Origin of the sequence: Rhizobium sp. SG2393, assembly GCF_042610495.1 — a bacterium.
Classification (GTDB): domain Bacteria; phylum Pseudomonadota; class Alphaproteobacteria; order Rhizobiales; family Rhizobiaceae; genus RU20A.
The window spans coordinates 77,673-94,910 of record NZ_JBHGAP010000009.1 but is presented as its reverse complement, the minus strand read 5'-3'; the positions used below and the strand labels follow the sequence as shown (position 1 = coordinate 94,910).

Below are 17,238 nucleotides of genomic sequence, written 5' to 3'. Positions count from 1 at the left end.
CCCCCGGCAGCGCAGGGCGGCAGGTGGCGTCCACAGGCTGTCTCAGCCGCCCTTGTTGCGCACTTCGTCGTAGGGAATGCGGAAGACACGGTCGTCCATCGGGATGCCGGTCTGCACGTTGAAGATCATCACGGACGTATCTTTTTTCTGGGCGTCCGTGATGGTCCACTGGCGCAGGTCGTAGGTGCGGGGGTCGAACATCATGGTGATGGTGGAATCACCGAAAATCGACTTGTCGCCGAGGACTATGGTGATGAGGTCGGGTTCTTCCTTGACGTTGCGCACCATGGAACCAGTCAGGTCGATCTTGTCGCTCAAAAGCAGGTTCAGCGGCGTCTTCGACAGGGGATAGATATCCCAGGTCTTGAGCTTCTGGTTGCCGATCACAACCGACTTGCCATCGGCGATCACGCGCATCGGCGAGGGTGCATCGTAGTTGAAGCGGATCTTGCCGGGACGGCTGATGTAGAATTTGCCACCGGTCTGTTCGCCGCGTGGACCGAACTGCACGAATTCACCGGCCATGGTCTTCACGGAGGCGAAGTGATCGGCAATCTTCTGGGCGGCGCCAGAGGTCTGCTGTGCGGCGGCCTCCGACAGGGGCAGGCCGACCGCAAGGCCGGCGGCGAGCACGCCCGTTCCCGCCAGCATCGCACGGCGCGAAACGATGATACGGCCGGCGGCGGGGACAGTCTTTTCGCTCATGGGTATCTCCTTTTGTCTTGATGTGGCGTGCAAGTGCGGCGCCTTCAAGGCCCCGTAACGGGGCGTGGGCCCCTGCAATCCGCCCTGGCGGAACAAGGGCCATTCGCCGCCTGCCGGATGCAGGCGGTGCGGACCGGCCAATCCTCAGTCGGCCGGTCAGTCCTCGGTCGGAACGAGGATCTCGCGTTTGCCCGCATGGTTGGCGGGACCGATGAGGCCTTCCTTCTCCATGCGCTCGATGAGGGATGCGGCGCGGTTGTAGCCGATGCCGAGGCGGCGCTGGATGTAGGAGGTGGAGGCCTTGCCGTCGCGCAGCACCACCGCGACCGCCTGGTCGTAGGGATCGTCGGAGTCTGCCATGTTGCCGGTGCCGGCCGGGCCGCCGCCCTCGCCATCCTCGTCTTCGTCATCCTCTGTGATCGCGTCGAGATATTGCGGCGCGCCCTGGCTCTTCAGGTAGGAGACGATCTCTTCCACTTCGCCGTCGGACACGAAGGGACCGTGGACGCGCTGGATGCGCCCGCCGCCCGCCATGTAGAGCATGTCGCCCATGCCAAGCAGCTGTTCGGCGCCCTGCTCGCCGAGGATGGTGCGGCTGTCAATCTTGGAGGTGACCTGGAAGGAGATGCGGGTCGGGAAGTTCGCCTTGATCGTGCCGGTGATGACGTCGACCGAGGGGCGCTGCGTGGCCATGATGACATGGATGCCGGCGGCACGCGCCATCTGGGCCAGACGCTGCACGGCGCCTTCGATATCCTTGCCGGCGACCATCATCAGGTCGGCCATTTCGTCGATGATCACGACGATGTAGGGGATCGGCTTCAGGTCGAATTCTTCCGTTTCGTACATGGCTTCGCCGGTCTGGCGGTCGAAGCCGGTCTGTACGGTGCGGGTCAGAACTTCGCCCTTTTCCAGCGCCTGCTCCACGCGGCTGTTGAAGCCGTCGATGTTGCGCACGCCGATCTTCGACATCTTCTTGTAGCGTTCCTCCATCTCACGCACCGTCCACTTCAGGGCCACCACGGCCTTCTTGGGATCGGTGACGACGGGCGAGAGCAGGTGCGGGATGCCGTCATAGACGGAGAGTTCGAGCATTTTCGGGTCGATCATGATCAGGCGGCACTGGTCGGGCCGCAGGCGATAGACCAGCGACAGGATCATGGTGTTGATGGCGACCGACTTGCCCGAGCCGGTGGTGCCGGCGACGAGAAGATGGGGCATCTTGGCGAGGTCGGCGATCACGGGTTCGCCGCCGATGGTCTTGCCGAGCGCCATGGCGAGGCGCGCCTTGGAGCTTTCGAAATCGCGCGAAGCCACGAGTTCGCGCAGGTAGACGGTCTCGCGGCGCTGGTTCGGCAGCTCGATGCCGATGGCGTTGCGGCCCGGCACGACGGCGACGCGGGCGGCGATCGCGCTCATGGAGCGGGCGATATCGTCGGCAAGGCCGATGACGCGGGAGGACTTGATGCCGGGGGCGGGCTCCAGCTCGTAAAGCGTCACGACCGGGCCGGGGCGGACATGGATGATCTCGCCCTTGACGCCGAAGTCCTCCAGCACGCCTTCCAGCATGCGGGCATTCTGCTCCAGCGCATCGGCCGACAGCGTCGCATCCTTGGCGACATTCTTCGGTTCGGCGAGGAAGTGGATCGGCGGGAGTGTGTAGTCGCCATCATCCTCGATGAAGGAACCCTGGGCTTCCCGGTCAGCACGGCTGCCGGGGCGTGGACGGGGTGCCGAGGCGGAAACGCGCGATCCGGTCGGCAGCCCAGACCGCTTCGGCGCGGGGCGCGGGGCCCAGTCGGCGGCCGGGTCGTCGTCCTCGTCATCCGGCAGGATATCGGCCGGGCGACGGTCGTCGAAGTCCTCATCCTCGTCGTCATCATGGGCGATGGACGGCGGCGACAGGACACGGCGCTCGGAACGGTCGAGCGAGGGCTCGATTCGCTCGCCGGTGGCGCGGCCACGCGGACGATTGGGCTCGTTCAGCGTGCCGAATTCGTCGTTGTTGAAATCATAGGGCTCCTCAAAGGCGTCGCCGCGACGGCGCTTGCTGCCCTTGATGCCGAAGAGACGGCGGAAGCGGGCTTCCGCGGTAAAGCGCATGTGGGCCAGGGCACCCGCCATCAGCGTGAAGGGGCCGCCGCGATCGTCTTCGTCGTCCACTTCGTCGCGTACCGTCCGTGCCTTGCTGGGCGTTGCCGGCGCGGCCGGCTCGTCCTCGACGGGATCATCGACAGCGACGAGGCCCGTAGAGAGAACGAGTGCACCGACAGCCGGGATGGCGAAGACGATACCGCAGGCGATCGCGAAGCCGCCGGTGGGGAATGTTCCGGTGAAGAGGGCCGGGAAGCGCAGGATCATGTCGCCGAAGACACCGCCGAGGCCGTTGGGCAGGGGCCAGGTGACCGGCGCGGGCACGCAAGCCAGGGCCGCGGAGGCAAAGACCGAGCCGACGAACCAGGCCAGGCCGCGCTTGATGAACTTGTCCGTGCGACGGTGGGTGATGAGAATGATGGCCCAGGCGACGACCGGAAGCAGCGCGATGACGCTCGCAAGGCCGAAGAACTGCATGAAGATATCGGCGAAGGTGGCGCCGGGCAGGCCGAGCAAATTGGTCGGCGGATTGGCGGTGGCGAAGGAGAAGCTCGGGTCCTCGACATTCCATGTGGCGAGTGCCGCGATGGCCAGCGCCAATGCCAGCAAGAGGGCCGCGCCCGTGAGCGTGCCCAGCTGCCGCAGGAGGAAATGAGACAAGACGAACCGTTCGGCGCGGCCGTCGATCGCCATCTGATTGCTTCTGCCCATGATGTCTGCTGTCCGTTAAGGAATGCGTCCCGAGCCTGGTATGGCCCACCTGTCCGACTGCACCTTAGGGGAGCGGGGTTAATGGGCCATTAACCATGCGAAGGAAGATCGTGGACGTCGGGCAGAAACGAAAATGGCCCGGATCGAGGGGATCCGGGCCAGGAGGGATCCTGCGAATGCAGGCTCCCGACGGGACTGAGGGCGGCGCCGCCGGAGCGGCGCCGGACCGTGATCAGCTATGGTAAGCAGCTTCGCCGTGGGACGAGAGGTCGAGACCTTCGCGCTCGGCTTCGACCGGGACGCGCAGGCCGACGATGAGGTCAACGACCTTGTAGAGAACCAGCGAGCCGATGCCGCACCAGGCGAGCGTGACGAGGACCGCATAGACCTGCGTCATGAACTGGCCGCCCATGGTGACGCCTTCGACATAGCCGACGCCGCCGAGCGAGGACGAGGTGAAGATGCCGGTGGCAAGCGCGCCGAAGAGGCCGCCCACGCCGTGGACGCCGAAGACGTCGGCGGTGTCATCGTAGCCGAACTTGTTCTTGATCACGGAGACGAAGAAGTAGCAGATCGGCGAGACGAGCAGGCCCATGACGATACCGCCCATCGGGCCGACCAGGCCGGCAGCCGGGGTGATGGCGACGAGACCGGCGATCATGCCCGACGCGGCGCCGAGGGCCGATGCCTTGCCGCGGGTGAAGGTTTCAACCAGCGACCAGGAAACGATGGCAGCAGCCGTTGCGATGAAGGTGTTGACGGTTGCGAGCATCGCGCCGCCGGAAGCTTCCAGGTTGGACCCTGCGTTGAAGCCGAACCAGCCGACCCACAGCATGGCCGCGCCGACGAGCGTCAGGGTCATGGAGTGCGGCGCCATCATGTCCTTGCCGTAGCCGGTGCGCTTGCCGACCATGATGCAGCCGATGAGGCCTGCAACACCGGCGTTGATGTGAACGACCGTGCCGCCGGCGAAGTCCAGCGCGCCCCAGCCGAAAATAAGGCCCTTGGCATCCCAGACCATGTGGGCGATCGGGAAGTAGACGAAGGTGGCCCAGAGCAGGCAGAAGAGGATGGCGGCCGAGAACTTGATGCGCTCGGCGAAGGCGCCGACGATGAGCGCCGGCGTAATGGCCGCAAACGTCATCTGGAACAGGATGAAGATGTATTCCGGAATGACGACGCCTGCAGAGAAGGTCGCGGCGGTCGAATCCTTGGTGACGCCCGCGAGGAAGAGCTTGGCGGTACCGCCCCAGAACGGCGATTCAGAGCCGCCAAAGGCGAAGGAGTAGCCGTAGATCACCCAGGCAAGCATGACGACTGCGCCGGCGACCGTGCACTGCATCAGCACGGAGAGCATGTTCTTGGCGCGCACGAGGCCACCATAGAACAGGCCGAGGCCCGGCATCAGCATGAAGAGGACGAGGATGGTCGACAGGAACATGAAGGCGGTGTCGCCCTTGTCCATGACAGGCGCTGCGGCGGCAGCGGCGGCCGGGGCTGCTTCGGCAGCGGCCGGGGCGGCTTCCTGCGCGAAGGCGACGATGGGGGCAAGAACGGCCGCCATGGTTGCGCCCGCCAGGCGGAGCGAGGTGGAAAGCTTGATTGACGTCATTGATAAGTGCTCCCTAAAGCCTGACTTACAGCGCTTCTGAATCCGTTTCGCCGGTGCGGATGCGCACGGCGTGATCAATCGAGTAGACGAAGATCTTGCCATCGCCGATCTGGCCGGTCTTGGCGGCCGATGCGATCGCCTCGACGGCCTTTTCGACGACTTCCGATGCGACGGCGATCTCGACCTTGAGCTTGGGCAGGAAGCTGACCGCATATTCCGTGCCGCGGTAGATTTCCGTGTGCCCCTTCTGGCGGCCGTAGCCCTTCACTTCGGTCACCGTCAGGCCCTGGATGCCGATCGCGGTCAGGGCCTCGCGGACCTCGTCCAGCTTGAACGGCTTGATAATGGCCATCACAATTTTCATCTGGTTCCCATCCTTCGTGTTCATCTCCGGCGTGGCGCCGACTCTCCTGCCGCGAGAGAGGTTCACTCCCGTCGACTGGTGAAACACATTCAAGGCGCGTGCCAGATTCGCATGCACCTGTTGGGAGGCTTGAAAATCCGTGAATCTGATACCAAAGGACGGCCGGAGGGCGTCTGCCGCCAAAATTTGCGGCAGTTATTCAGGCTAACTTTTATGCATAGAAATAATTATGACCAATAATTAGTCATTTGCCTTTTTCCGAATCAACCCCTCCTGGGCAACGGAGGCGATGAGACGACCCTGGCGGTCGAACAGGCTGCCGCGCGTCATGCCGCGTGCGCCATGGGCGCTGGGGCTATCCTGGGTATAGAGCAGCCAGTCATCCATCGCCGAGCGGCGATGAAACCACATGGCGTGATCGAGGCTCGCCACCTGCAGCGTGCGGTCGAAAACGGATGTTCCGTGCGCGTACAGCGAGGTGTCGAGCAATGTCATGTCCGAGAGATAGGCGAGTACGGCGGCCTGCAGGTGGCGTTCGTCAGGTACCTTGCCCACGGCCTTGACCCAGACATCCTGCGTGGGCTCCAGCTTGTCGCGCGAGAAGTAGTGCGTGAGGGAGACGGGCCGGATCTCGATGGGGCGCGGACGCTCCCAATAGCGGCGGATGGCCTCCGGCGCATCGGCCAGGAAGCGCTCGGCAATCTCCCTTTCGCCGAGCAGTTGTTCCGGCGCAGGCACGTCCGGCATGGGGAACTGGTGCTCGAAGCCTTCCTCGTCGAACTGGAAGGATGCCGACATGGAAAAGATCGCCTTGCCGTGCTGGATGGCGACGACGCGCCGGGTCGCGAAGCTCGCGCCATCACGAATACGGTCCACCTCGTAGATGATGGGCACAGACGGATCGCCGGGGCGCATGAAGTAGGCGTGCAGCGAGTGGACGTAGCGATCAGCATCCACGGTGCGCTGCGCGGCGACCAGCGCCTGGCCGATCACCTGTCCGCCGAAGACACGCTGCCAGCCCACCTGCGGGCTCAGGCCGCGATAGAGGTTTTCCTCCAGCTTTTCGAGGTCGAGCGTCTGAAGCAGGACATCCATCGCGGTGCGGGGCTCGGCGTTCGTCTCAGCGTTCGTTTCTGGGCGCGACATTTTCGGCACTCTCCGGCGGTAGGAACGGGCGTCGCTCTCGACTATATAGAAAGCGCAAGTGTCTCAAGCCTATCGGAGTGCGCGGTATGATCGATCTTCTGGTTGCCGGTGGCGGTTATGTCGGCCTCGCGCTCGCCCTGTCGGTCAAGACAGCAGCGCCTCACCTTTCCGTCACGGTGGTGGATGCCGCTCCGGAGGGCGCGTGGAAGCGCGACGAGCGGGCTTCGGCGATTGCCGCTGCTGCCAGCCGCATGCTGGACGTGCTCGGCGTGTGGAGCGAGATCCTGCCGGAGGCCGAAGCGATCCTGCGCATGGACATTACCGATTCGCGCAGTGGCGATCCTGTCCGCCCTGTTTTCCTTACCTTCGAGGGGCTGACGGAGGAGGGTGCCTTTGCCCATATGGTGCCGAACGTCGCCATGGTCGGCGCGCTGCGTAAAGCGGCTGAGCAGGCCGGCGTCGAGATCCGGCAGGGTGTCGTGGCGAACGGATTTTCGACGGATGTGGCAAGCGTCACGCTCAAGCTTGCCTCGGGCGAGGAAATGCCGGCTCGACTTCTGATCGCCTGCGACGGCGTGCGCTCGAAGCTGCGGGATGCTGCCGGTATCAAGACCGTGCATTTTGAGTACGGCCAGTCCGGCATCGTGACGACCGTGGAGCACGAACGCCCGCACGATGGCACGGCCTTCGAGCATTTCCTGCCGGCCGGCCCCTTCGCGACACTGCCGCTTCCCCATAATCGCTCTTCGCTGGTCTGGACCGAACGGACCGAGGATGCGGAGCGTTTGATCGCCAGCGATGATCTGGTGTTTGAGGAAGAGTTGGAACGCCGCTTCGGTCACCGCTTCGGTGCGATCCGCGTGGTCGGCGGCCGCCGGGCCTATCCGCTGGGCCTGACGCTCGCCCGCAGCTTCATCGCGCCGCGCTTTGCATTGGCCGGCGATGCCGCCCACGGCATTCACCCGATTTCCGGCCAGGGCCTCAATCTCGGCTTCAAGGATGTGGCAGCACTTGCCGAAACGATCGTCGATGCCGACCGGCTCGGGCTCGATATCGGTTCGGAAGAGGTGCTGGAGCGCTACCAGACATGGCGGCGCTTCGACACGTTCCGCATGGGTGTCACCACCGATGTGCTGAACCGGCTGTTTTCCAACGACATCACGCCGGTCAGGATCGCCCGCGACATCGGCCTTGGACTGGTCGATCGGCTGCCCGCGCTCAAGTCCTTCTTCATCCGGCAGGCCTCGGGTGCCGCAAAGCCCACGGACCCGAAGATGCTGGCGGGACAGGCGATCTGACGCGATCGCCGACCCTGGTCGCTCCCATCAGTCTTCGATCTTGCGGGCTTCGGAGACGAGCATGATCGGGATGCCGTCGCGGATCGGATAGGCGAGCCGCGCCTTTTCCGAGACCAGTTCGTTTGCCGCACGATCATAGGTGAGCCGCCCTTTCGTCAGGGGGCAGACGAGCAGTTCGAGAAGCTTCGGATCGACGCTGCTGGTGACGCTATCCATATCGGCCTCACTGAAGGATCGTATCAATATCGCCAAAATTGCGGGCCAGCACGATTTCCGTGATGGCGATCAGCGTTTCCGCGCGGGTCTTGAGGTCGGGCGCTTCGAGCAGGGCCTGCTTTTCAGCCGGGCCGAAGGGCGACATCATCGCCATGGAATTGACGAGCGTGATGTTGCTGGCGCGCTCCACGCTGTCCCAGTCCGCCTCCAGCTTGTTGGCGTCGAGATAGGCGCGAAAGGCGGCGAGCAGCGCCTTGCGATCCACCTGGCTGTCATCTTCCGGCCCCTGGAGGTCGCTGAGGAAGGGGGCAATGCGAAAGCTGCGATAGGCCTTGTGGTTGTTGACTTCCTCGAACAGCCGGATGCGGCAGATGCCGGTCAGCGAGATCACGTAGCGGCCGTCGCCGGTTTCGGCAAAGGAGGTGATGCGGCCGATGCAGCCGACCTCGCACAGCGCCTGGGTCATGCCGGGCTCCGCCTCTTCGCGGTCGCTGGACAGCGACGGCTGCACCATGGCGATCAGCCGGTTACCGGACAGCGCGTCGTCGAACATGGTGAGGTAGCGCGGCTCGAAAATGTTCAGCGGCAACTGCGCGCCCGGAAGCAGGAGAACGCCGGTCAAGGGAAAGACGGGAACGGTGGCGGGCAGATCCGCTGCTTCCAGATAACGGGCATTGCCGACGTGCATGGTGTCCACCTTCTTTCCCGCCCCGGCCCGTTTCGCAGCCGGCACGGCGCGTCACGGGCTTCGCGGTGCCGAGGGCTTTGCAGGGCGCAATTCACTCGGAAACAAAATGGGGTTCGCCGGGGCGTTCTCAAGCGCCCCTGTCATATTTCACGAGAAGAGAATTGAGGAAAGCTTCCGCCGCGCCGCGATCGTGGCAGGGTCTTTCGGACCCCAGACCTCGAAAAACTGCAGGAGCTCGCGCCGCGCGCCATCATCCTCGAACGTCCGGTCGCGCTTCATGATCCAGAGCAGGTGGTCTGCGGCGGCCGTCCGGTCGCCTTCCACGTTGCGGATCTTGGCGAGCTTCACGCGGGCCGCGTGGTCATCGGGGTTGGTGGCTATCTGCTGCTCCAGCGCGACGGGATCGCCAAGCTTGCGAGCCTCCTCGATCTGGCCGATCTTCTTGGTGAGGGCGGCAATTGCCGGATCCTTCTGCATTTCCTCCGGCGCGACCGCAAGCTGCTCCTTCGCACTCTCGATATCACCGGCCTTCAGCATGCAATCGACCAGACCGGCGAAGGCGCCGACATGGGTCGGCTCGGCATCGAGCACGGCTGCGTAAAGGCCGGCCGCATTCTCAAGGTCGCCGGCCTCGGCAAGAGCTGCCGCTTCCGTCAGCGCTGCCTCGATCTCCAGCGCGCGGTCATCGGTCGCCGGGCCTGCATTCTTCTCGATGAACTGGCGGATCTGGGTTTCCGGCACGGCGCCCATGAAGCCATCGACCGGGCGTCCGCCCTTGAAGGCGATGACGGCGGGAATGGACTGGATGCCAAGCTGGCCGGCGACCTGCGGATGGTCGTCGATGTTCATCTTCACGAGCTTGACGCGGCCCCTGGCTTCCCGCGCTACCTTTTCGATGACGGGCGTCAGCTGCTTGCAGGGGCCGCACCAGGGCGCCCAGAAGTCCACGAGCACCAGCGTTTCGAGCGAGGCCTGAAGGACATCGCGCGCAAAGGTCGCCGTCGTGGTGTCGGAGACAACGTCACCGGCGGCAGCAGCGGGCGCGGCCGACTGGGGCGAAAACGTTGCGCTGGCCGTCATCGAACTGCCGAAGGAGGCCGCGTAGGGATTGTTGTCGCCGCTCATGATCCTGTCCTCTCGCACTCTCCGCCACGGGGACGCCCGCACCGTCAAGTTCTCTTGTTTCTGGCAGCAAGATCGTATGTCAGGCCGTCACTTTCAAGACAAGCGGCTCGTGGCCGGTCGCTTCCACGAAGCGCAGCAGATCCTTCGTGGCGATGGCGGTCGTCGCGTCGTTGCGCAGCGGATGGCAGTTGATGATCTCCTCCTGCAGGAGGTCGGCATCGAGAATGAATTTTACCGCCTTTCCCGAATCGTTGATGACGCCGAAGGCCGTGACGGCGCCGGGAATGACGCCCAGATATTCCATCAGCTTCTCCGGCTTGCCGAAGGAGACCTTGCTGGCTGCGCCGATCACGGTATGGATCGTCTTCAGGTCAACGGTCGCATGTTCCTCGACCGTCAGCAGGAAATAGTTGTCCTTCTTGTCCTTCACGAAAAGGTTCTTCGTGTGGCCGCCCGGCATGACGTCGCGCAGGGACTGCGATTCTGCGACCGTGAAGACGGGCGGGTGCTCCTTCGTCTCGTGGCGGATGCCGAGATTGTCCAGGAAGGCGAAGAGGTCGTCAGATGTCTTCGGGCTCGCCGTCTCGGCTGCGGGGGCATCGCTCATCATCGGTCTCCTTGTCCTGATCTTCTTGTCCTGCCATAGGCCGCCGCGCCCGCGACGGCAACGCCGATCGCGACAGATCCGGCCGGAATGCCGACGTATCAGGGCTTTGCGGAGAGCTTGCCAAAATTTCTTCGATCTGCCGTCATTTCCTTGTTGCATTTGAAAATGGCTTGAGCCATATAGCGCCCGTCGCCGCAACAAACGGCGGCCGGCGATCCACCGTCTACCCCCGGATCGCAGGAATGAGCGGGTGTAGCTCAGGGGTAGAGCACAACCTTGCCAAGGTTGGGGTCGGGCGTTCGAATCGCCTCACCCGCTCCAATTCTCCAAGATGTCGCAAGCCTCGGTTCGCCGGGGCTTTTGTGTTTTCGGGCTTCGTCATACGGGCAGGGCTTCTTTCGCTTCGGTATGAGCCGGTCATTGCGTCGCCAAGGGTGCCGTGGCGCGGACATTGTGGTCTGGCTTCATCGATTGACCAATGGCCTGGTTGTATCCCGTTCCTCTTCCTGGGAAGCGCAAGAGGGAGCACGTGGCGATTGCGGTTGCGTATCGCCGCGTGGGGTCGAGATTTGGCGGGTCCCACAGGTCCAGCCGACAATGTCCTCCTTGGATGACATGCGGTCGGGGACCGTTGTCTTCACTTTCGCGCGCCAGGGCTTGCGCGGCGTGGATGACAGGGTCTCCCGAGCCCTTGCATTCGGCGTGTTTTGGCGCTGCAATCCGAATTCCAGTCGAGATCGTGCCTGTGTGGCGCGGAATTTTCAACGTGGTGTTTCCAGCAATTAAATGTTGCCATTCCAACATTTATAGTGTTGGTTTTGGCTCAGGGTCAGGAATGGGGCTGCTCAGGTGTTGTATGATGAAGATTTCTTGACGCGACTTGCGGCCGGCGTGCGGGGTCTTGCACCCGTCTGGGCCGTGTCCGACGATGCGGATCTTCGGCTTCTGACGATTTCGGAGAATGCGACTTTTCTGTTCGACGATCCGGCGGCCGAGCGGAAGGTGATCGTCAGGGTGCACCGCCCCGACTACCATTCGGAAGCGGAAATTCTTTCCGAGTTGGCCTGGATCGACGCATTGCGTGCCGAGGGGGTCGTGGCAACCCCGAAACCTTTGGCGGCTGCCGATGGCGGGTTGCTCCAGCGCTTTTCGGATGGAGAGAGCCTGCGGCATGCCGTCGCCTTCGAGCATATGACGGGGAGCGAACCGGATGCGGAGACGGATCTCGTCAAGTGGTATGGCGCGCTCGGCGAAATCAATGCGAGACTTCACGGCCACAGCCGCCGCTGGCGTCGGCCGGCGGGTTTCGTGCGCAAGACATGGGATTTCGACCGGATCATCGGGGCCGGCGCGCATTGGGGCGACTGGCGCGAGGCGCTTGGTCTTGACGCCCAGGGGCGCGCTGTTCTGGAGCGTATGCATGTGCTGCTCCAGGCCCAGACCGCGGCTTATGGCATGGGCAATGACCGCTTCGGCCTCGTTCACTGCGACATGCGGGCTGCCAACCTTCTCGTTGAAGGCGAGCGATTGGGCGTGATCGACTTCGACGACTGCGGTTTTTCCTGGTTCGCCTATGACTTTGCGGCGGCCATCAGCTTCATCGAGCACGACCCTGTCGTGCCCGCCCTGATGGAGGCGTGGCTGGAGGGCTACCGGCGCACCGCGCCACTGGCGCCCGAACAGGTCGCGGCCCTGCCGATGTTCATCATGCTTCGACGCATGCAGCTGACCGCCTGGATCGCCTCGCATGCGGAGACCCCGACGGCCCAAAGCATGGGAACGGCCTATACAGACGGCACGGTGATGCTCGCCGAACGTTATCTTTCCGAACACGGGTGAGAGGATCGCGATGAGCGCTGCAAAAACGGAAATTCTCGACCTCAACCGTTTCGACGTCCTGTCCGCAGCGAGACTGTCGCCGAATCTGGCGGGCAAGGTGGCGCGCCGGCAGGCAAATTTTGGTGCATCCTCCGTGCTGTTCTTCGAGCAGCCGATCGAGATGGTAAAGGCGGAGGGTGCCTATCTCATCGATGCCGAAGGGCGTCGCTATCTCGATGTTTACAACAACGTGCCGTCGGTCGGTCACTGTCATCCGCGCGTGGTGGAAGCCATCACGCGCCAGGTGGCTGAACTCAACATCCACACCCGCTACCTGAATGGCGTGGTGGATGCCTATGCCGAGGACCTGCTGTCGCGGTTTCCGGCCGGGCTCGATACACTGATGATGACCTGCACGGGCAGCGAGAGCAACGATCTGGCCATGCGCATCGCCCGCATTGCCACCGGCGGGCAAGGCTTCATCGTCACCGAGGCGGCCTATCATGGCAATACGGCACTGGTGACGGAGATTTCACCCTCTTCGCTCCGCAAGCGGACGCCCGCCCCTTTCGTCGCCGTCATTCCGGCTCCCGAGGCGCGGGACGGGCGCGATGTCGCCGAGAGTTTCGCGGCCTCGGTCGAGGAGGCGATTGCCGCGCTGAAGGCACGGGGCGTCGCGCTGGCGGCGCTGATCGTCGACACGATCTTTTCCAGTGACGGGATTCATGCCGATCCGCCCGGCTTCCTGCAAAAGGCTGTCGCGGTGGTCCGCCGTGCCGGTGGCGTGCTGATCGCCGACGAGGTGCAGCCGGGCTTCGGCCGCACCGGCGGTGACGAGAAGGGGGAGGGACTGTGGGGCTTTCAGCGCCACGGCCTCGTTCCGGAAATCGTGACGATGGGCAAGCCGATGGGGAACGGGTTCCCGATGGGGGGCGTGGTCACGCGGTCAGACTTCGTGGCGCGGTTTTGCGAGGAGACCGGCTATTTCAACACGTTCGGCGGGAATCCCGTCGCCGCCGCCGCCGGTCATGCTGTTTTGAAGGTGCTGGATGAGGAGGGGCTGGTGCAGCGCGCCCGCACCGTCGGCGCCTATTTCCGTCGCCGGCTAGAGGCATTGATGGGGGTATCTGCCGAGATCGGCGCGGTGCGTGGTGCGGGCCTTTTCCTCGGCCTCGATTTTACGGAGCCGTCAACCGGCGCGCCCGATGCGGCCTTGGCTCGCGCCGTCATCAACGCCTTGCGGGCCCGCGGCATTCTCATCGGTGCGGCCGGCAAGTACGGCGCCACGCTGAAAATCCGTCCTCCGCTTTGTTTCTCCAACGCCGACGTCGATCTCTTCACCGACACGTTGGCCGAGATCCTCGTGCAGCGCAGAGCCGGCGTCTAATCGGGGCTGAACCTTTACAAATGGACGTGGGGCCGGCAGACCCAGGGCTGGTCATGTTTCGTGGTCTGCCGGCCTGTGCTTCAGCCCATGGCCTCGAGTGCTCCGAGGGACTCTGGAAGAATCTGTCCGCCGTCGACGACGATCGACTGTCCCGTGATGTAGGCCGCCTCTTCCGAGGCGAAGAACAGGGCGGCATTGGCAATATCTGCCGGTGTGCCCAGTCGGCGCAGCGGTACAGATGCTTCCATGGCCGCAATGTAATCCGGGCCATTTCCCTCCAGCCCTTCTGTCATGATGTTGCCGGGCATGACGGCATTGACCGTGATGTTCTTCGGCGCGAGTTCGATGGCCGCGGTGCGCATGAAGCCAAGCTGGCCCGCCTTGCTGGCGCCATAATGGGCCCAGCCCGGATAGCCTGTGATGGGGCCGGTGATCGATGAGGTGATGATGATGCGCCCGGCACCGGCGCGCGTCATGGCGGGGAGAACGGCCGAAACACTGAGAAACGTGCTTTTCAGGTTCGTCGCGATGACGTGATCGAAGTCGGCCGCTGTCATTTCGCCGAGCTTCGCCGCGGGAAAGATGCCGGCATTGGCGCACAGGATATCGATAGCGCCGTAACGCTGAACGGCAGCCTCTGCCATGGCCCGGCAGCCCTCTTCGGTGCTCACGTCGGCGCCAAGCCCGGAGGCATGAGGGCCGATCTCGCCCGCGACCGCGTCGGCATCGGCCTGATTGCGGGAAATCACCAGCACGTGCAGCCCGGCCGCGCCGAAGCGAAGTGCGATTCCCTTGCCAATGCCTCGGCTCGCGCCTGTGACGATAACGGTTTTCCCCTGTAGTGACTTCAACATTTCTGACTCACTTTATGTTGTGGTTTGTGGTGCTTTCTGTGGCGAATGCACCAAATTTTGGCTATCGGCTTAAAAGCCGCTCACATTCGGCGCCGACCATGCACAAAAGAAGTGCAATCTCTATCTCCAGTCTTTCCAGTTGCTTGGGCGCGATCGAATGATCTCGCTTTGCTCCGTCTCGTCTATCTTCCCCGAATTTCGCAATGCAGCATGACGCAGAAAATTTATGTTGTAAATCACACATTCATACGACACACTTCCAACAAAATGAATGATCCGGCGGCCGCAGAGCCGACCGCAGCAAAAGGGGAACTGACGATGATGATTTCGAGGCGCAACCTGATGCAGATGATGGGTGCGGCGACCTTTGCGGGGCCGCTGGCTTCAGCCAGCCGCGCCTTTGCGGCCCGCGACAAGGAGCTGAACATCCTGTGCTGGGAGGGTTACAATTCTGCCCAGGTGCTCGATCCGTTCCGCTCCAGCCAGTCGGCGACGGTGAAGGCGGAAAGCCTGACGAACGACCCGACCATGATCAACCGGTTGCGGGCCGGCGAAACGAAGCTCTGGGATCTGATCAACGTCAACAATCCCTGGGCGCGCAAGGTCATGGCGCCGGCCGGGCTGATCAAGCCTCTGCCGCGTGCCGAGTTCGAGCCGTACTTCGACACGATGCTTCCCGACTTCAAGGCACCATATCGCTGGGCCATGAGCGAGGATGGCAAGGATCTGCTCGGCATGGCCCAGCGCTTCGGGCCTTACAGCTTCGTTGTCGATACGGACAAGATCAGCAAGGCAACGGCTGAAGAGCAGGGATGGAACCTCTTCAACGATGCCGCGATTGCCGGCAAATACGGTATCCAGGAGTCGGACGACTGGAACGTCTTCAACATCTTCCTGATCGCCGGCATCAATCCCTTCAAGACCCATGACGAAGCCGAGATGAAGGCCTTCTCCGAGACGGCTGCGAAAGTCTTCAAGGGTGCGAAGATGGTCGGCGACATGGCCTCGCTGAACCAGGCGCTGGTCTCCGGCGAAATCGATCTCTACATGACCGGCGGCACCTATTCGGTCTCTCCGGCCCGCGCAGACGGCTATCCGAACCTGCGCGCCATCACGCCCCTCAAGGGGCCGATCGACGGCAAGGGCGGCATTTCCTGGATCGAGATCACCTCCACCGTCAACAATCCCGAACTCTCGCCCCTCGCCGTCGAATTTCTCAAATACGTGCAGGATCCGGTTGCCGCCCACACCGTGGCATTCGCCGAGGGAACCTTCAATCCGGTCAGCCAGATGGGGAACCCGAAATGCTTCGAGCTCTTCACGGCCGAGCAGCTGGAGGCGATCCAGTGGGATACGCTCGAGGAGGACATGGCGCGGTCTGCCGAATACGACATCGTGCCTGACTACGACAAGGCGCTTGAGCTGATGACGGCCGCCAAGCGTCTTCGCGGCTGAGACGGACAGGACCAGACGGAGAAGAAAATGGGTATCGCGATGATCTCCCCGGCCTTGGACGACACGGACACCGGAACCGAAGCCGCTGCACCGGGGAAGGCCTTGCCGGTGCTGCAGCTTGTCGATGTCCGCAAGGTCTTCGGCGATTTCGCGGCAGTCGATGGTATCTCCGTCGATATCAAGGAGGGTGAGTTCGTCACGATCGTCGGCCCGTCCGGCTCCGGCAAGACGACGCTGTTGCGGATGCTGGCCGGAATGGAAGCACCCTCTTCCGGCTACATCACCCTGCGCGGTGCGCTGATCAACGACGTGCCGGCCGACAAGCGGCCGACATGTCTCGTCTTTCAGTCGCTCGCGCTTTTCCCGCACAAGACCGTGGGGGAAAACATCGAATTTCCGCTGAAGGTGCGCAAGGTGCCTGCGGCGGAGCGCAAGAGCCGCGCGCTGGAGCTGATGCGCATGGTGCGCCTTCCCGAACACTACTACGCCAAGAACGTCATGCGCTGCTCCGGTGGGGAAAAGCAGCGTGTCGCGCTCGCCCGCGCCTTTGCCTATGATCCCGATGTCCTGTTCTTCGACGAACCCCTGTCGGCGCTCGACTACAAGCTCAAGAAGGTGCTGGAAAAGGAGTTGAAGGACCTGCACCGCGAAAGCGGCAAGACCTTCGTTTACATCACCCACTCGCTGGAAGAGGCGATGGTCATGTCCGACCGCGTGGGGGTGATGAGCGGTGGCCGGCTTGTGCAAATCGGAACGCCGGAGGAGATCTACACCAAGCCTGCCACGCGCTTCGTTGCGGAGTTCTTTGGCGAGGTGAACAGCTTCCCGGTGAAGCGCGCGACGGCCGGCGGCTGGATACAGGCCGATGGCAGGCCGATCATCGTCGCACCGACCGGCAAAGAGGTCGGGGAAACCGCGACCATCGTCGTGCGGCCGGAGACGATGCGCTTCGTGACCGGGCCGTCGAGCGCCGACAATCTGATTTCTGGCCGGATCTACAACGAATATTCGCTGGGATCGCGCATGCAGTATCAGGTGCATGCCGGCGAGCGCATCTATCTCGTCGAAGTGGCGCGGGCGGCGGCGGCCGGTCTGGTGGCGGGTGATACGGTGACCATCGGCTGGGATGCGCGCGACGCCATTCTGGTGGGAGACTGA

General features: G+C 63.3%; 15 protein-coding genes and 1 tRNA gene. 6 read left to right on the top strand and 10 right to left on the bottom strand.

All coding sequences use genetic code 11. The annotated features are described in order from the left end of the window. Positions 1 to 42: 42 nt before the first annotated feature. From ACED18_RS16975 to tesB, 5 genes are all read right to left on the bottom strand, one after another. Entirely contained in the window at positions 43 to 705 is a 663-nt protein-coding gene (locus ACED18_RS16975; protein ID WP_377294406.1) for an outer membrane lipoprotein carrier protein LolA, read from the bottom strand. 156 nt (positions 706 to 861) lie between these two features. Further along, entirely contained in the window at positions 862 to 3,510 is a 2,649-nt protein-coding gene (locus tag ACED18_RS16970) for a DNA translocase FtsK 4TM domain-containing protein (RefSeq protein ID WP_377294404.1), read from the bottom strand. A gap of 232 nt (positions 3,511 to 3,742) precedes the next feature. Beyond that, positions 3,743 to 5,122 (bottom strand): ammonium transporter, encoded by a 1,380-nt coding sequence (locus ACED18_RS16965; RefSeq protein WP_377294402.1) that lies wholly within the window; start codon positions 5,120 to 5,122, stop codon positions 3,743 to 3,745. 25 nt (positions 5,123 to 5,147) lie between these two features. Next, positions 5,148 to 5,486, bottom strand: a complete 339-nt coding sequence (locus ACED18_RS16960; RefSeq protein ID WP_377294399.1) for a P-II family nitrogen regulator — start codon at positions 5,484 to 5,486, stop codon at positions 5,148 to 5,150. A gap of 240 nt (positions 5,487 to 5,726) precedes the next feature. Next, positions 5,727 to 6,632, bottom strand: a complete 906-nt coding sequence (tesB, locus tag ACED18_RS16955; RefSeq protein ID WP_377294397.1) for an acyl-CoA thioesterase II — start codon at positions 6,630 to 6,632, stop codon at positions 5,727 to 5,729. Positions 6,633 to 6,718: 86 nt separating this feature from the next. Here tesB and ACED18_RS16950 point away from each other — a divergent pair, with 86 nt between their 5' ends. After that, positions 6,719 to 7,930 carry a ubiquinone biosynthesis hydroxylase gene (locus ACED18_RS16950; protein WP_377294395.1) on the top strand — a complete coding sequence of 404 codons (1,212 nt, stop codon included), beginning with the start codon at positions 6,719 to 6,721 and terminating at the stop codon, positions 7,928 to 7,930. Between the two features lie 27 nt (positions 7,931 to 7,957). On the opposite strand, the gene ACED18_RS16945 is transcribed toward ACED18_RS16950, so the two are convergent. The 4 genes from ACED18_RS16945 to ACED18_RS16930 all read right to left on the bottom strand — a co-directional run bounded on the left by ACED18_RS16945 (position 7,958) and on the right by ACED18_RS16930 (position 10,566). Further along, a complete protein-coding gene (locus ACED18_RS16945; RefSeq protein WP_377294393.1) occupies positions 7,958 to 8,146 on the bottom strand; it encodes a Trm112 family protein in 189 nt (62 codons plus the stop codon). 7 nt (positions 8,147 to 8,153) lie between these two features. Then, the gene (locus tag ACED18_RS16940) at positions 8,154 to 8,834 is read right to left on the bottom strand and encodes an LON peptidase substrate-binding domain-containing protein (RefSeq protein ID WP_377294554.1); all 681 of its coding nucleotides are present in this window, start codon (positions 8,832 to 8,834) and stop codon (positions 8,154 to 8,156) included. A 147-nt stretch (positions 8,835 to 8,981) separates the two neighbouring features. Beyond that, on the bottom strand, positions 8,982 to 9,959 hold the full coding sequence (gene trxA, locus ACED18_RS16935) for a thioredoxin (RefSeq protein WP_377294391.1): 978 nt from the start codon (positions 9,957 to 9,959) through the stop codon (positions 8,982 to 8,984). Between the two features lie 79 nt (positions 9,960 to 10,038). Next, the gene (locus ACED18_RS16930; RefSeq protein WP_377294389.1) at positions 10,039 to 10,566 is read right to left on the bottom strand and encodes a prolyl-tRNA synthetase associated domain-containing protein; all 528 of its coding nucleotides are present in this window, start codon (positions 10,564 to 10,566) and stop codon (positions 10,039 to 10,041) included. A 246-nt stretch (positions 10,567 to 10,812) separates the two neighbouring features. Here ACED18_RS16930 and ACED18_RS16925 point away from each other — a divergent pair. The 3 genes from ACED18_RS16925 to ACED18_RS16915 all read left to right on the top strand — a co-directional run bounded on the left by ACED18_RS16925 (position 10,813) and on the right by ACED18_RS16915 (position 13,771). After that, positions 10,813 to 10,887, top strand: a tRNA-Gly gene (locus ACED18_RS16925). Positions 10,888 to 11,415: 528 nt separating this feature from the next. Further along, positions 11,416 to 12,405: a phosphotransferase enzyme family protein gene (locus ACED18_RS16920; protein ID WP_377294387.1), complete on the top strand. Its 990-nt coding sequence runs from the start codon at positions 11,416 to 11,418 to the stop codon at positions 12,403 to 12,405. Positions 12,406 to 12,415: 10 nt separating this feature from the next. After that, positions 12,416 to 13,771: an aspartate aminotransferase family protein gene (locus tag ACED18_RS16915; RefSeq protein WP_377294385.1), complete on the top strand. Its 1,356-nt coding sequence runs from the start codon at positions 12,416 to 12,418 to the stop codon at positions 13,769 to 13,771. 80 nt (positions 13,772 to 13,851) lie between these two features. Here ACED18_RS16915 and fabG read toward each other — a convergent pair whose 3' ends face one another. Beyond that, positions 13,852 to 14,625, bottom strand: a complete 774-nt coding sequence (gene fabG / locus ACED18_RS16910) for a 3-oxoacyl-ACP reductase FabG (RefSeq protein ID WP_377294383.1) — start codon at positions 14,623 to 14,625, stop codon at positions 13,852 to 13,854. Positions 14,626 to 14,943: 318 nt separating this feature from the next. Here fabG and ACED18_RS16905 point away from each other — a divergent pair, with 318 nt between their 5' ends. Next, positions 14,944 to 16,080, top strand: a complete 1,137-nt coding sequence (locus ACED18_RS16905; RefSeq protein WP_377294381.1) for a PotD/PotF family extracellular solute-binding protein — start codon at positions 14,944 to 14,946, stop codon at positions 16,078 to 16,080. Positions 16,081 to 16,107: 27 nt separating this feature from the next. After that, the gene (locus ACED18_RS16900) at positions 16,108 to 17,238 is read left to right on the top strand and encodes an ABC transporter ATP-binding protein (RefSeq protein ID WP_377294379.1); all 1,131 of its coding nucleotides are present in this window, start codon (positions 16,108 to 16,110) and stop codon (positions 17,236 to 17,238) included.

Excerpts from the sequence above, each read along its gene's own strand:
- ACED18_RS16950 (WP_377294395.1), top strand. The coding sequence starts at position 6,719 with ATGATCGATCTTCTGGTTGCCGGTGGCGGTTATGTCGGCCTCGCGCTC.
- ACED18_RS16905 (WP_377294381.1), top strand. The coding sequence starts at position 14,944 with ATGATGATTTCGAGGCGCAACCTGATGCAGATGATGGGTGCGGCGACC.
- trxA (WP_377294391.1), bottom strand. The coding sequence starts at position 9,959 with ATGAGCGGCGACAACAATCCCTACGCGGCCTCCTTCGGCAGTTCGATG.
- ACED18_RS16940 (WP_377294554.1), bottom strand. The coding sequence starts at position 8,834 with ATGCACGTCGGCAATGCCCGTTATCTGGAAGCAGCGGATCTGCCCGCC.
- ACED18_RS16960 (WP_377294399.1), bottom strand. The coding sequence starts at position 5,486 with ATGAAAATTGTGATGGCCATTATCAAGCCGTTCAAGCTGGACGAGGTC.
- fabG (WP_377294383.1), bottom strand. The coding sequence starts at position 14,625 with ATGTTGAAGTCACTACAGGGGAAAACCGTTATCGTCACAGGCGCGAGC.
- ACED18_RS16900 (WP_377294379.1), top strand. The coding sequence starts at position 16,108 with ATGGGTATCGCGATGATCTCCCCGGCCTTGGACGACACGGACACCGGA.
- ACED18_RS16970 (WP_377294404.1), bottom strand. The coding sequence starts at position 3,510 with ATGGGCAGAAGCAATCAGATGGCGATCGACGGCCGCGCCGAACGGTTC.
- ACED18_RS16930 (WP_377294389.1), bottom strand. The coding sequence starts at position 10,566 with ATGAGCGATGCCCCCGCAGCCGAGACGGCGAGCCCGAAGACATCTGAC.
- ACED18_RS16945 (WP_377294393.1), bottom strand. The coding sequence starts at position 8,146 with ATGGATAGCGTCACCAGCAGCGTCGATCCGAAGCTTCTCGAACTGCTC.
- ACED18_RS16965 (WP_377294402.1), bottom strand. The coding sequence starts at position 5,122 with ATGACGTCAATCAAGCTTTCCACCTCGCTCCGCCTGGCGGGCGCAACC.
- tesB (WP_377294397.1), bottom strand. The coding sequence starts at position 6,632 with ATGTCGCGCCCAGAAACGAACGCTGAGACGAACGCCGAGCCCCGCACC.
- ACED18_RS16915 (WP_377294385.1), top strand. The coding sequence starts at position 12,416 with ATGAGCGCTGCAAAAACGGAAATTCTCGACCTCAACCGTTTCGACGTC.
- ACED18_RS16975 (WP_377294406.1), bottom strand. The coding sequence starts at position 705 with ATGAGCGAAAAGACTGTCCCCGCCGCCGGCCGTATCATCGTTTCGCGC.